Source organism: Streptomyces sp. NPDC048483, assembly GCF_040651455.1.
In the GTDB taxonomy this organism is placed as follows: domain Bacteria; phylum Actinomycetota; class Actinomycetes; order Streptomycetales; family Streptomycetaceae; genus Streptomyces.
The window spans coordinates 31412-43617 of the sequence record NZ_JBEZJZ010000013.1; the positions used below are offsets into that span (position 1 = coordinate 31412).

General features: G+C 70.6%; 11 protein-coding genes. 4 read left to right on the forward strand and 7 right to left on the reverse strand.

Annotated elements, in window-relative coordinates; genetic code table 11:
• Positions 1-50: 50 nt before the first annotated feature.
• The gene (locus AB0D04_RS09670; RefSeq protein ID WP_362701258.1) at positions 51-956 is read right to left on the reverse strand and encodes an SDR family oxidoreductase; all 906 of its coding nucleotides are present in this window, start codon (positions 954-956) and stop codon (positions 51-53) included.
• Positions 957-1095: 139 nt separating this feature from the next.
• Between AB0D04_RS09670 and AB0D04_RS09675 the strand changes: the two genes are divergently transcribed.
• On the forward strand, positions 1096-2022 hold the full coding sequence (locus tag AB0D04_RS09675; protein WP_362701261.1) for a cyclase family protein: 927 nt from the start codon (positions 1096-1098) through the stop codon (positions 2020-2022).
• Between the two features lie 232 nt (positions 2023-2254).
• Here AB0D04_RS09675 and AB0D04_RS09680 read toward each other — a convergent pair whose 3' ends face one another.
• The 3 genes from AB0D04_RS09680 to AB0D04_RS09690 all read right to left on the reverse strand — a co-directional run bounded on the left by AB0D04_RS09680 (position 2255) and on the right by AB0D04_RS09690 (position 5332).
• The gene (locus AB0D04_RS09680) at positions 2255-2728 is read right to left on the reverse strand and encodes an ATP-binding protein (RefSeq protein WP_362701263.1); all 474 of its coding nucleotides are present in this window, start codon (positions 2726-2728) and stop codon (positions 2255-2257) included.
• A gap of 467 nt (positions 2729-3195) precedes the next feature.
• The gene (locus AB0D04_RS09685; protein ID WP_362701265.1) at positions 3196-4170 is read right to left on the reverse strand and encodes an acyl-CoA dehydrogenase family protein; all 975 of its coding nucleotides are present in this window, start codon (positions 4168-4170) and stop codon (positions 3196-3198) included.
• A 7-nt stretch (positions 4171-4177) separates the two neighbouring features.
• Positions 4178-5332: an acyl-CoA dehydrogenase family protein gene (locus AB0D04_RS09690; RefSeq protein WP_362701268.1), complete on the reverse strand. Its 1155-nt coding sequence runs from the start codon at positions 5330-5332 to the stop codon at positions 4178-4180.
• 357 nt (positions 5333-5689) lie between these two features.
• On the opposite strand from AB0D04_RS09690, the gene AB0D04_RS09695 reads away from it, so the two are divergent.
• The 3 genes from AB0D04_RS09695 to AB0D04_RS09705 all read left to right on the forward strand — a co-directional run bounded on the left by AB0D04_RS09695 (position 5690) and on the right by AB0D04_RS09705 (position 10228).
• Complete coding sequence (locus AB0D04_RS09695) at positions 5690-7234, forward strand: AMP-binding protein (RefSeq protein ID WP_362701271.1); 1545 nt, start codon at positions 5690-5692, stop codon at positions 7232-7234.
• A 91-nt stretch (positions 7235-7325) separates the two neighbouring features.
• Positions 7326-8939, forward strand: coding sequence for a hypothetical protein (locus AB0D04_RS09700; RefSeq protein ID WP_362701273.1), 1614 nt, complete (start codon positions 7326-7328; stop codon positions 8937-8939).
• A gap of 77 nt (positions 8940-9016) precedes the next feature.
• Complete coding sequence (locus AB0D04_RS09705) at positions 9017-10228, forward strand: winged helix DNA-binding domain-containing protein (protein ID WP_362701276.1); 1212 nt, start codon at positions 9017-9019, stop codon at positions 10226-10228.
• Here the strand turns inward: AB0D04_RS09705 and AB0D04_RS09710 are convergent.
• The 3 genes from AB0D04_RS09710 to AB0D04_RS09720 all read right to left on the reverse strand — a co-directional run bounded on the left by AB0D04_RS09710 (position 10225) and on the right by AB0D04_RS09720 (position 12074).
• Positions 10225-10821 (reverse strand): MepB family protein, encoded by a 597-nt coding sequence (locus AB0D04_RS09710; protein WP_362701278.1) that lies wholly within the window; start codon positions 10819-10821, stop codon positions 10225-10227. The two genes, AB0D04_RS09705 and AB0D04_RS09710, sit on opposite strands and share 4 nt — an antisense overlap.
• 160 nt (positions 10822-10981) lie before the next feature.
• Complete coding sequence (locus tag AB0D04_RS09715) at positions 10982-11191, reverse strand: DUF397 domain-containing protein (RefSeq protein WP_362701281.1); 210 nt, start codon at positions 11189-11191, stop codon at positions 10982-10984.
• Positions 11192-11219: 28 nt separating this feature from the next.
• Positions 11220-12074 (reverse strand): helix-turn-helix transcriptional regulator, encoded by an 855-nt coding sequence (locus AB0D04_RS09720; RefSeq protein WP_362701284.1) that lies wholly within the window; start codon positions 12072-12074, stop codon positions 11220-11222.
• Positions 12075-12206 lie beyond the last annotated feature (132 nt).

The window sequence follows — 12206 nt, forward strand, 5'->3', positions numbered from 1 at the left end:
CGTCGTCACCCCGCAGGACCGTCAGGAACGCGGCAGGTACGCCGAAACCCCTACTGGTTGGGCCGGGCCTTGGCCGCGGCGGCCTCCGCCATGGCCGACAGCTGCGCCAGCATCGGCATCGGGTCGGTACCGACCGAACCCGGCACCACCTCGGCAACCCGCTCCGGCGTCCACCCCCCGTCGGCGTAGACGGAGCGAAGCTCCCCCGGCTGGGCCCACACCGCAATCTTCGGCCCCGCCACCGTATAGACCTGGCCGGTGACCTCCCGGGCCCGCTCGCTCAGCAGATACACCACAAACGCCGCCACATCCTCCGGCTCGCCGATCTCCGACAGCTCCATCGGCACATTCGCCGACATCCGCGTCCGCGCGACGGGCGCCACCGCGTTGGCGGTCACCCCGTATTTGTGCAGGCCGAGCGCGGCGCTGCGCACCAGCGAAATGATGCCGCCCTTGGCCGACGAGTAATTGGCCTGGGAAACCGACCCCTGATGATTCCCGCTGGTAAATCCGACCAGGGTCCCCGACCCCTGCCGCCGCATCACCGCCGCCGCCGCCCGGAACACCGTGAACGTCCCTTTCAGATGCGTGGCGACAACCGGATCCCATTCCTCTTCGGACATATTGAACAGCATTCGCTCCCGCAGGATCCCGGCCACGCACACGACCCCGTCGATCCGCCCGTACTGCGCCAGTGCGGTGTCCACGATCCGCTGCCCGCCGGCCATCGTGGAGACGTCATCGGCGACGGCCGTCGCGATGCCCCCCGCCGCTTCGATCTCCTTCACCACGGACTCGGCGACCTCGCTGCTCGGCTCGCCGCCCGCGATGGAGACCCCGTAGTCATTGACGACCACCTTGGCACCCTGCTCCGCGCAGGCGAGGGCGACCGCACGCCCGATACCGCGCCCCGCGCCCGTGACAGCGACCACCTTGCCGGCCAAGAACTTCCCCATGCCGCACCCCTTCCCGCGCTTTCTGACGGACCGTTAGATTTTTGAGCAGACGCGGTACGAACACAAGACCCCGGACACGACGCCGGACGCGACATCGAACGCGACACGACCCGAGCCGAACCGGCCCGAGGAGGCCCCCATGCCCCTGCCGCAGGAATTCCACGACATCGCCAAACGCGTGAACAACTGGGGCCGTTGGGGTCCTGACGACGAGATCGGCACCCTCAACCTGATCACCGACGAGACCGTACGGGCGGCGGCCGGAGCCATCCGTACCGGCCACCGCATCCCCCTCGCCCTCCCGCTCCAGCAGGACGGCGTACAGACCGGCATGATCCCCGGCCGGGTCAACCCGCTGCACACGATGACCGCGATCAACCAGGAGATCTTCGGCCCCGGCACGGTCGCCACCTCCGACGACGCGGTCACCATGGGCCTCCAGGCCGCCACCCACTGGGACGGCCTCACCCATGTCTCACACTCCGGGCGGCTCTACAACAACCGCCCCGCCGGCACCGTCACCGCCCACGGCGGCGCCACCCGCCTCGGCATCGAGAAGGCCACCCCGATCGTCTCCCGCGGCGTCCTCCTGGACGTGCCCCGCGCCCACGGCACCGACCGCCTGCCGGGCGGGCACGCCGTCACCCCCGAAGACCTCGACGCCGCCGAGGAGTTGGCGTCCGCCACCGTCCGCTCCGGCGACATCGTCCTCATCCGGACCGGGCAGATCCAGCACTACCTCGCGGGCGACCGCCAGGCGTACGCGTTCCCGTCACCGGGCCTCTCGCTGCGTACGCCCGAGTGGTTCCACGCCCGCGATGTGGCCGCCGTCGCCAACGACACCCTCACCTTCGAGATCTTCCCCCCGGAGATCGAGAACCTGTGGCTGCCGGTGCACGCCCTCGACCTGGTGGAGATGGGCATGCTCCAGGGCCAGAACTGGAATCTGGAGGAGCTGAGCGCGGCCTGCGCGGCGGAAGGCCGCTGGACGTTCCTGCTGTCGGCGATGGCCGAGCCGTTCGTCGGCGGTACGGGAACGCCCGTGGCGCCCGTGGCGATCCTGTAAGAACCGGCCGGCCGGGTGGCGGTGCGCCCATGCGCGCCACGTCAACACCTGGTCTGGACTACTTCCGTTGCACGCGATTGACTCGGGCCCGACTCGCTGAGGTCCGACTCACTACGGCCCGACTCACTACGGTCCGACTCGCTGAAGCCCAATTAATTGGTGCCCAATTGACTGACGTCCCATACACCGACGCCCTCATCGCTGACGTCCCCATCGCTGACGTCCCCATCACCTACACGCGATGCCTCACGGCGCAATGGGGCTCGTACGCCCGCAGTTCGCCCCCCGCTGCCATCAGCAGCGACTGGCAGCGGTCCACCTCGCACCAGATCCGCTTGCCGGCGCCTTCCTGCTGCCAGCCCCAGCGGTCCGCGAGGCCGTCGACCAGTTCCAGGCCCCGGCCGTTGGTGTCCTCGCCGTCCGCGTGCCGCTGGCGCGGCGGGCGGGCGCTGGCATCCACCACTTCGACCCGTACGGTCCCCACCACCGCGCCCGATCCCGAGAAGCACATCCGCAGCTTGGCCGACGAGCCGGTGTGCACCACGGCATTGGTGACGAGTTCCGAGATCAGCAAGATCAACGTCTCCGCCAGCGGCTCATCGGCTCCTATGCCGGACCCCATCAGCCGCGACCGGGCCCACCGTCTGGCTCGCCCCACCTCTGCGGGGTCGGGCCGTACCTCCAACTGAACCTGAAGCACCTGCACCGCTCACACCATCCGAACCGGCGGAAACATCGCCTCGCGCCTCCACAGGGTCACGGTGCGTGACCCCGGTGAAGCACAGCATGGTTGACGTTCAGTCACCCCAACAAGCGCTTCGGGCATATTCCAGCGCAAGGGAGTATGCGTGCTGCATACTGTGCGACGCACTTTGCGGGGAGTCGAACAAGGGGGGTTCTCGGGCCCCCGCCCGAGGCGAGCGGCGCGCAGTCCGTACCCCGGAGCCGTCGTCGTTTCGACGGCACCGTGCACATTGCGCCACAGAACCACTCGCACCCAAGGGAGCGTACCCGAGCGGAACGCCGACTCCCGCCTGTGACGAGTCACGCCTAGGACACAACCCGATATCGACCCTGCGTGACCGCTTATGCGTACGGTGTCCGACATTTCGCGCATGAGCCGCCAGAGCCGGACATCGCGGCTCACGGGACGCCCCATCACGCCCACCACCCTCAGGTAATCAAGCCCGCCGCCAGCGCTTCTTCCGCCTCGGCGGCCCCGCCCCAGCGCTCGGCGCGCAACCAGGCCCGCTTGAGATGCAAATGCACATCGGCCTCCCAGGTGAACCCCATGCCGCCATGAACCTGCAGGCAGTCGCGTGCGTTACGCACCGCAGCCGCGTCGGCGAGCAGTTTCGCGCCCGTCACGTCGAGGTCACCGCCTGTGACCGCCGCCGCATACACCGCACTTCGGGCGATTTCGGCTCGTACGAGCATCTGCGCGCACAGGTGCTTGATGGCTTGGAAGGAGCCGATGGGTGCGCCGAATTGCTCGCGTTCGCCCGCATACGCTACGGCCATCTCGACGGTGCGGGACGCGCTGCCGAGCTGCTGGGCGGCGGTGAGCAGGGCCGCCTCGCGGCGCAGCCGGGGCGCATCGAGGGAGAGGGGGACGGGGTGCGCGATGTCCGTTATGCGGGCGAGCGGGGTCAGGGGGTCAACTGAGGCGAAAGGGGCGCAGACGAGGTCGTCGGCCGCGCTCCGATACGCCCCTGACTCGCGCCCCTGGTGCACCGGATCCGCCCCCTGCGGGTCCCCCAGCAAGATCAACGTGTCGCAGTCGGCCGGATGTTCCCACAGGAGCGGGTCGGTGGCCGCGTCGGCCAGCGCGACGATCCGTTCGCCGGTGGCGACGCCGTCGACCACGCCGGCCAGCAGCTCGCAGGCGGCCAGCGGGCCGGGCAGCAGGGCCCGCCCGGCCTCCTCGAAGACCAGGACGACCTCCGGCAGGCCGAGTCCCACGCCGCCGTCCGGCTCGGGCAGCCGCAGCGCGAAGAACCCGGCCGCGGCCAGTTCCCGCCACCCCGCACGGTCCAGCGCCGGGTCGTCGACGGCCGCCCGCAGCCGGTCCCGGCCGAACCGTCCGGCCAGCAGCTCCCGCGTGCCGTCGCGCAACGCCCGCTGATCTTCGGTGAGTTGGAAGTCCACCGGCCGCTCACCGCCCCTTCGGCAGGCCGAGAATGCGCTCGGCGACGATGTTCTGCTGGATCTGGGAGGTGCCCGCGGCGATGCTGTACGAGAGGGCGGACAGCCGGTCGGCGACCCATTCGTGGTCCGCGTCGAGCGCCCCGGCGCCCAGCACCTCCGCCGCCGCGTCGTACAGCTCCTGGCGGGCGTGCGAATAGCGCAGCTTGAAGACCGAGCCGCCGACACCCGGGACGCCACCGCTCCTCTGCGCCTCGCTCACATTCCACTGGGTCAGCCGCCACAGCGCCGCGAACTCCGCGTTCAGCCTGCCGAGTCGGCGGCGCAGTACGGCATCGTCCCAACGGCCGTTGGCGCGGGCCGTACGGGCCAGCGCGCCGAGCACCCGGCGGCAGGCGACCACCTCGCCGACGAAGGCGGTGCCGCGCTCGAAGGAGAGGGTCACCATGGTCACCCGCCAGCCGTCGTTCTCCGCCCCGATGCGGTGGGCGGCCGGCACCCGTACCTCGTCGAGGAACACCTCGGCGAACTCCGTCGACCCGGCGAGCGTGCGCAGCGGCCGGACGGTGACGCCCGGCGCGTCCATCGGCATCGCCAGCCAGCTGATGCCGCGGTGCTTGGGTGCGTGGGGGTCGGTACGGACCAGGAGTTCGCACCAGTCGGCGACCTCTGCGTGCGAGGTCCAGATCTTGCTGCCGCTGACCACGTACGTATCGCCGTCGCGTACGGCCTTGGTCCGCAGCGCCGCCAGGTCCGATCCGGCGTCGGGTTCGCTGAAGCCCTGGCACCAGATTTCGTCGCCGCGCAGGATCGGCGGGAGCCAGCGGGCGCGCTGTTCGGGGGTGCCCTCGGCGGCGATGGTCGGGCCGGCGTGCAGCAGTCCGACGAAGCCCGCGCCGACGTAGGGCGCGCCGGCCCGTTCCGTCTCCTCCAGGAAGATCAGGTGCTGGGTGGGGGTGGCGCCCTGCCCGCCGGCGTCCCGCGGCCAGTGCAGGCCCGCGTATCCGGCGTCGTACAGCATCCGCTGCCAGGCCGCGTCGTACGCCCGCCGGCCGGGCCAGTCGGTCGCGGCGGGCTTGGCGGGGAGCGTCGGCAGCACCTCGCCGAGCCACTTGCGCAGCCGGGCCCGGAAGTCGTCCTCTTCCTCGGTGTACGTGAGGTCCACTAGCGGTCCCGGTCCCGGTCTCGGCACTTCTTCGGCGGCCGGGTCGCGAAGAGGTGCGCGGGCTCGGTCGTCCGGTCGTGGACGCCGATGATGCGCGGTGGCTCTGGCGGGTTCCGCATCGTTTCCCCTCACCCGTGTCCGGCCGGATCCGCGGTACCTGATCCCGGCCGGCCGGTCTCCGGCGACCGATCTCCGACGGTCGGCCTCCGAGACTTATCTGATGCACCGTCAGAAATAGGCTAGCCCCGGATCCTCTGGACCGACAAGGCAACGACCTCTACCCTCGCCAAGAAATCTGACGAGCCGTCAGCCTTGCGCGGGCAGCCACTGGCTCCGGCGTGCACGGGAGGTGCCGAGATGACCGGCGTCACGTTCTGGGATCTGGTCGCCTGGCGGGCCGCCCGTACCCCCGATGCGCCCGCCCTCATCCAGGGCGCCGCATCCGCCCGGCACGAGCTCCGGATCACCTTCGGGGCGCTGCGGCGGCGTGCGGAACGGGTCGCCGCCGGACTGTACGACCTGGGCGTACGGCCCGGCAGCCGGGTCGTCTGGCAGCTGCCGACCCGGATCGAGACCGTGCTGTTCAGCCTTGCGCTGGCCCGGATCGGTGCCGTCCAGAGCCCGGTCGTCCCGCTCTACCGCGACCACGAGACCGGCCAGGTGCTGCGCCGCACCCGCGCCGCCTTCTTCGCCGTACCCGGCACCTGGCGCGGCTTCGACCACACCGCGATGGCGCACCGCCTGGCCGCCAAGCTGTCCGGTCCGCTCACCGTCATCGAGGCGTACGAGAACCTCCCGGACGGGGACCCGGCCGTCCTGCCGCCCCCGCCCGGCGACGCCGACGAGGTCCGCTGGATCTACTGGACATCGGGCACCACCGCCGGCCCCAAGGGCGTCCTGCACACCGACCGCAGCCTGCTGGCCGCCGGCCGCTGCCTGAGCGCCGCGCTGCGCATCGGCCCGTCCGACATCGGCTCGATGGCCTTCCCGTACGCCCATGTCGCCGGGCCCGACTACACCGTCATGCTGCTGCGGCACGGCATCCCCGCACTGCTGCTGGAGCACTTCGCGCTGCCCGGCTCGCTGGCCGCCTACCGCCGCCACCGCGTCACCCTCGCCGGCGGCTCCACCGCCTTCTACTCCCTCTTCCTCGCCGAACAGCGCACGCTGCCGCCCGGCCGCCGGCTGCTCCCGTCGCTGCGCCTGCTGGCGGGCGGCGGCGCGCCCAGGCCACCGTCGCTCCACCACGAGGTCGTCGCCGAGCTGGGCTGCCGGCTCGCCCATGGCTACGCCCTGACCGAGGCGCCGATGGTCACCATGGGCGACCCGCACGACAGCCCCGAGCACCTCGCCACCACCGACGGCCGCCCGCCCGCCGAAATGGAGATCCGTATCGCCTCCGGGAGCGGGGAGATCATGCTCCGCGGCCCGGCCGTCTGCCGCGGCTATCTGGACGAGCCGTCCCCCTTCGACGCGGACGGCTTCCTGCCCACCGGCGACCTCGGCCGTCTCACTCCCACCGGCCACCTCGTCGTCACCGGCCGCCTCAAGGACATCATCATCCGCAAGGGCGAGAACATCTCCGCCCAGGAGATCGAGGAGCTGCTGTACCGGCACCCGGACGTGGCCGACGCGGCGGTCATCGGACTTCCGGACCCAGAGCGCGGCGAACGGGTCTGCGCCGTCGTCGAACAGCCGCCGGGCACACGGGAGTTGACACTGGCCGAGGCGGCCGCGCACCTCCGCTCACAGGGGCTGGCGCCGCACAAGCTGCCTGAGCAGCTGGAGGTGCTGGCGGCGCTGCCGCGCGGGGCGACGCTGCGGAAGGTCCTGAAGGGGGAGCTGCGGGAGCGGTTCAGGGAAAACGGTGAACCCGGGACCGACCACCAGAGAGACTGTTAATTTCGACGCAACTTCGATCTTGCGTTCGAAATCCTCCGTCCCCATCAGTCCCTCTTCCAACAGTCCGTTCACCAGCAGATGGGAGTGGTCCGTGTCCGTCCGGCCCCCTCGCCTGGCCGCTTTGCTTGCGGCCCCCAGCAATATCGACTTCATGGACGAGCGGGATCTCCGGCTGCTCGCGAAGGTGACCGAGGAGGATCGCGCCGAGCTGCGGGCGGGGGCGCTGTCCGGCGGTACATGGCCGGGCTTCCGGGTCAAGGCCGTCGTCGCACTCGTGCGTCTGCGGGACGGGGCCGCCAGGGACCTGCTTGCTGCCGTGCTGGCCGATCAAGAATGTCTGCAGGTGGCCCTGTCGAACATCGAGTACGTGGGAGACGGCTTCGGGGACCACGAGGAGCTGATCACGCCGTGGCTGCTGGGCCTGCTCGACTCGGACGACCGCTACCTGCGCCGCTGCGCCGCCTTGGCGTGCGAGCGGCTGGGGGTCGCCGCGGCCGGGCCGCGGCTGCTGGAGCTGGCGCAAGCCGGCTTGGCGGACTTGCGCGTCGGCCGGGAGGAGTACGTGGGGGACCCGCTCATCTTCCTCACCGCCGCCGCGCGTATCTGGCCCGGCCGGGAGGTGGCGCAGGAGGTCCGGCGCTGGCTGGACCGGCCGGGCGCGAAGAACCGGACCGAATGCTGGCCCGGGAAACCGCTCCGGCTGATAGCCGAGCGCGCCGAACCAGGGGTCTACGAGGAGGCGTTGCAAAGGTGCGCCGAGGAAGTGCTGAGTGGCGCCGCCAATTCCACGGTGAAGGGGCTGCTGTCCCGTGGGCAGGAAGGCCTGCCCCTGCTGGACCGGGCCGTGCGGGAGGCGCCGGACCATGCCGCGGGCAGGGCCCTGGAGGCGCTCGCGAAACTCGACCCGGACCGCGCTGCGCACTACGCACTCGAGGACTGGCGGCGCTTCCCGGAGTCGGCGATGGCAGTACTCGGTGAGGTCTTCCGGGAGAAGGCCGCCCACCCGGAGGTGGTCGACCTGGTGGTCCGGATCAGCGACGAGTGCCGGCCCTGGCTGGATACCGAATGTGTCGAGGCCCTGGTGAACATCGGTGGACCGGACGCGGTGGCGGCCGCCCGCGGCGTCGTCGAACGGTTCGCGGCGCGAGACAGCTACGACTCGCGTCTGACGAAGCTGCAGAACCTGGTAGCGAACGACGCACCCGCGCCGCCGAAGGACGTCGCCGCGCAGTTGGTCGGCCTGGGGCTGGTACCGGCCGACGCGGCCGACGCCGCCCTGGCGCGCTGTACCGCCCCCGCGTCTGCGTACACGGTGCTGGAGGAGGCCCTCGACCAAGCCCGTCTGGTGGCCCGCTTCTCGCCGGACTCCGGCTGTGAACCGCCGCCCTACGACAATATGGTGACGGATTTCGTCGATGCCGCCGACGGCTCCCTGAACGTCGAGGAGACCGATCTGACCGAGACGCCCGACGGACCCCGGCTCTCGTTCACTCTCCACGGCCGGCCCCACTCCCTCACAGCCATGGACGAATGCGGCGAGTACTGGGACCTCGGTACGGTCTACGGGATCGCCAAAACACTGAGCCCCGGGGACGGCGACCCGCGCGAATTCGTCGAGATCGACCAGCTCACCTGGGCTTTCGTCGACCCCGACAAGCTCGCCCGGTTCTGCGAACACCACAACGTCAAGGTGTACGGCCACTGACGCGCCGAAGGACGCCGAAGGACATCAGAGGGCGTCGAAGGACGCCATCGGTCCTAGTTGCTCCGTACCGTCGCCCCATGAACGCCACTCGCCCAATCCGTCCTCCCCGCCCCCGTATCGACAGCGCCGGCCGACGGGCCCGCCTGGGGCGGCGCCATCTGCTGGCGCCCGCGTACCGGGCGGCCCGTACCGAAGAGGTTGCCGACGCGGTCGTGGGGCTGCATGCCACCGACGCCGCCACCGTCCACCTGTCGGCCTGCGCCCGGCTGGCCGAACCCGATCCCGGGGATGTCGAGCGGGCGCTGTACGACGACCTTTCGCTGGTGCGGCTGCTGTGCATGCGCCGCACGCTCTTCGCGGTCGGCGCCGAGTTCGTGCCGGTCGTCGCCTCGTCCACGGGGCGGGCGATCGCGGCCAGGGAGCGGGCGGGGATGGTCAAGTGGATCACCGGCGGCGCGCCGGGGTGGGACGAACGGCGGCTGGCGGAGGCGGAGGTGAAAACCCTCGCCGCACTGGCCGCGCGCGGCGAGGCGACGGCCGCCGATCTCGCCTCCGATGTCCCCGACCTGCGCACCACCATCGTGCAGTCCCCCGGCAAGCCGTACGAGGCCAGGGTCGCCGTCTCCAGCCGTGTCCTGCGTGTACTGGCGGCTGAGGGGAAAGTCCGCCGCGGCCGGCCGCGCGGCGGCTGGACCAGCAGCTCCTTCCGCTGGACGCCCGGCGCCGCATTCGCCGATCTGCCCGCCCCGCCTGCCCCTGAGGCCCGCGCCGCCCTCGCCCGCCGCTGGCTCGCCGCGTACGGCCCGGCGACCGTCGAGGACCTCAAGTGGTGGACCGGCTGGACGCTCACCGACACCCGGCGCGCGGTGGCCGCCACCGACGCCGTCTCGGTAACGCTGGACAACGGCGTTGACGGCCTGGCCCTGCCGGACGACCTCGGCCCGGTCGCCGCGCGCGAGCCGTGGGCCGCCCTCCTGCCCTCCCTCGACCCGACCGCCATGGGCTGGCGGGCCCGTGACTGGTACCTCGACCCGGCCCACGTACCGCTCCTCTTCGACCGCAGCGGCAACATCGGCCCGACGGTGTGGTGGAACGGCCGGATCATCGGCGGCTGGGCTCAGCGGGCGGACGGCGAGATCGTGTGGCGGCTCCTGACGGGCGAGGGCGAGGGAGGGCGCGAGGCCGCCGCCGCGGTGGCGGCCGAGGCGGCCCGGCTGGCGGGCTGGGTCGGCGACGTCCGGATCACCCCGCGGTTCCGGACACCGCTGGAGCGGGAGCTGAGCGCCTAGGAACGTTGCAGGTGGTAGAGCGCGCGAGCCCGGTCCGGGTCGGCCGGACCGTCCCCGGGAACGTTCAGAAAGTGCGCCACCTGCCACGCCTGGGTGCTGCGGGCCTGACGGCTGGTCGCCGTCACCCACGGCGGGTAGACCCGGAAGCCCCGCTTCCCGCCCACGCCGTTGCGCGAGACGATGTCCCGCTCGCCCAGCACCTCGCGCGGAAAGACGAACTGCCCGAAGTGGTCGCCCTCGCGCGTGCTGATGACGAAGAGATCGACGGGGTCCTCGATGCCGTACGGCTGGATCGGCCCGCCGTCGCACCGCTTCCACACCGTGACGAACTGCCCGGCCTTCGTCGGGGTGGTCTTCCCTACCCGGAACCTGACGGCCCGCCCGTCCACGGTGAAGGCATGCGCCCCGTACTCGGCACTCTCCGCCTCGGGCACCGGCCGCGAACACCGGAAACCGGCCGGGTCGTAGACCGACGCCTTGGCCGCGAGAAGCTCGGGGTGCAGCCCGGTGGGCGGCCAGGGGCCGGGGTCCGGGCCCTGGCTGTCAGGGCCGGCGGGGCGGCGCTCCGCGGAGTTCCCGCGTTTGGTGCTCATCGATTGTCCTCCGTGGGTACTCCGTGCTTGCCCAGATCCTCTCAAGAGGCGAGGTGTTTGCGGAGAGCCCGGCGGCGGGTGCGTCAGGCTTGCCGCAGGCCCCGGGAAGTGCCCCGGGCCTGGACCGCCCAGGGCACTTCTGTGCCGTCGCTGCGTGACCTCAGGAAGCAGCGGATTCGTCGCTCTTCAGCGCTGCCATGAACGAGGTCCAGGCACCCGCGCCGAAGGCGACGTGAGCGCCGGCGGGGTCCTTGCTGTCGCGTACGGATATGACACCGGGGGAGCCGTCGGCCATCTCGACGCAATTTCCTCCCGTGCCGCTGTAGCTGCTCTTGCGCCACGTGGCGGTCTCACGATTCAGGGTGCTCATCCCTTGCTACCTCTCTAAGGTCCTGCCGCTAAAGGTCCTCCCGTACCTGTGCGATCAGGTCCAGGCTGTCCCCAGGGCTCAGGGCGATTGACCGGAGCGAGTCAAAGATGAGCGTATGTTCCTCAGTCTCGTCCGGGGTCTCCATATAGAGCATCCCGGTACGGTGCTCGACGCATACGACGTCGGAATAGGTGGGGTTCGGGAAACTGAACAGCACGAACGAACCGTCCAGCCCTGCATGCGCCCCTGCGCGATCGGGGATGACCTGCACTTCTACTGAGGGGTGCCCGGTCATGGTCTCCAGGTGGTCCAGTTGCTTGCGCATTGCTTGGCGGCCTCCCACCTGGAGTCGCAGCGCTGCCTCCGTCTCGATCACACACAGGCGAGGCGGATCGGGGCGCTCCAGCACCTCCTGCCGCTTTATGCGGGACTCCACCAACGCCTCGATGTCGTCGTGCCCAAGGGTGGATGGCGGGCAGGAGAGCACGGCCCGCGCATAGTCGGGGGTCTGCAACAGTCCTGCGATGAGGCTGCTTTCGTACGACCTGATGTATTCGGCTGTCGACTCGTAGTCGATGAAGTCCGTGAATGTCGGCCGCGCGAGTCCCACACGCTGCACCCAACCGGGCTCTCGGCTGCGCCTGGCCAGCGACACCATGTCATCGACCAGGGCATCGTCGTCATCGACCTCGTAGAACCTCAGTAGATCGCGCAGCTCGCCCAGCGAGATCCCCAAGCGGGCATTCTCGATTTTGTTGATCTTCGTTCGATGGCATCCGATGCGCTCGGCTGCATCCTGCGGAGTCTTCCCTGACTGCTCCCGGAACTCGATCAGCTTTGCAGCGAGGCGACGCCGTCGAACCGTTGGACGCGTTCCGGCCATGAAGTACCCCCTCTGAACGGGTTCGGATACCCGAACACTAGTGGGCAGCAAAGTCGTTGGCACTAGTGCCAACGACTCGCTTGCCAATTTCGCGAACGCCGAGCATTCTAGAGCCGCTGTCACTGTCAGTCT

Coding starts and splice junctions, on each gene's coding strand:
- AB0D04_RS09670 (WP_362701258.1), bottom strand. CDS start 956: ATGGGGAAGTTCTTGGCCGGCAAGGTGGTCGCTGTCACGGGCGCGGGG.
- AB0D04_RS09675 (WP_362701261.1), top strand. CDS start 1,096: ATGCCCCTGCCGCAGGAATTCCACGACATCGCCAAACGCGTGAACAAC.
- AB0D04_RS09695 (WP_362701271.1), top strand. CDS start 5,690: ATGACCGGCGTCACGTTCTGGGATCTGGTCGCCTGGCGGGCCGCCCGT.
- AB0D04_RS09705 (WP_362701276.1), top strand. CDS start 9,017: ATGAACGCCACTCGCCCAATCCGTCCTCCCCGCCCCCGTATCGACAGC.
- AB0D04_RS09710 (WP_362701278.1), bottom strand. CDS start 10,821: ATGAGCACCAAACGCGGGAACTCCGCGGAGCGCCGCCCCGCCGGCCCT.
- AB0D04_RS09715 (WP_362701281.1), bottom strand. CDS start 11,191: ATGAGCACCCTGAATCGTGAGACCGCCACGTGGCGCAAGAGCAGCTAC.
- AB0D04_RS09720 (WP_362701284.1), bottom strand. CDS start 12,074: ATGGCCGGAACGCGTCCAACGGTTCGACGGCGTCGCCTCGCTGCAAAG.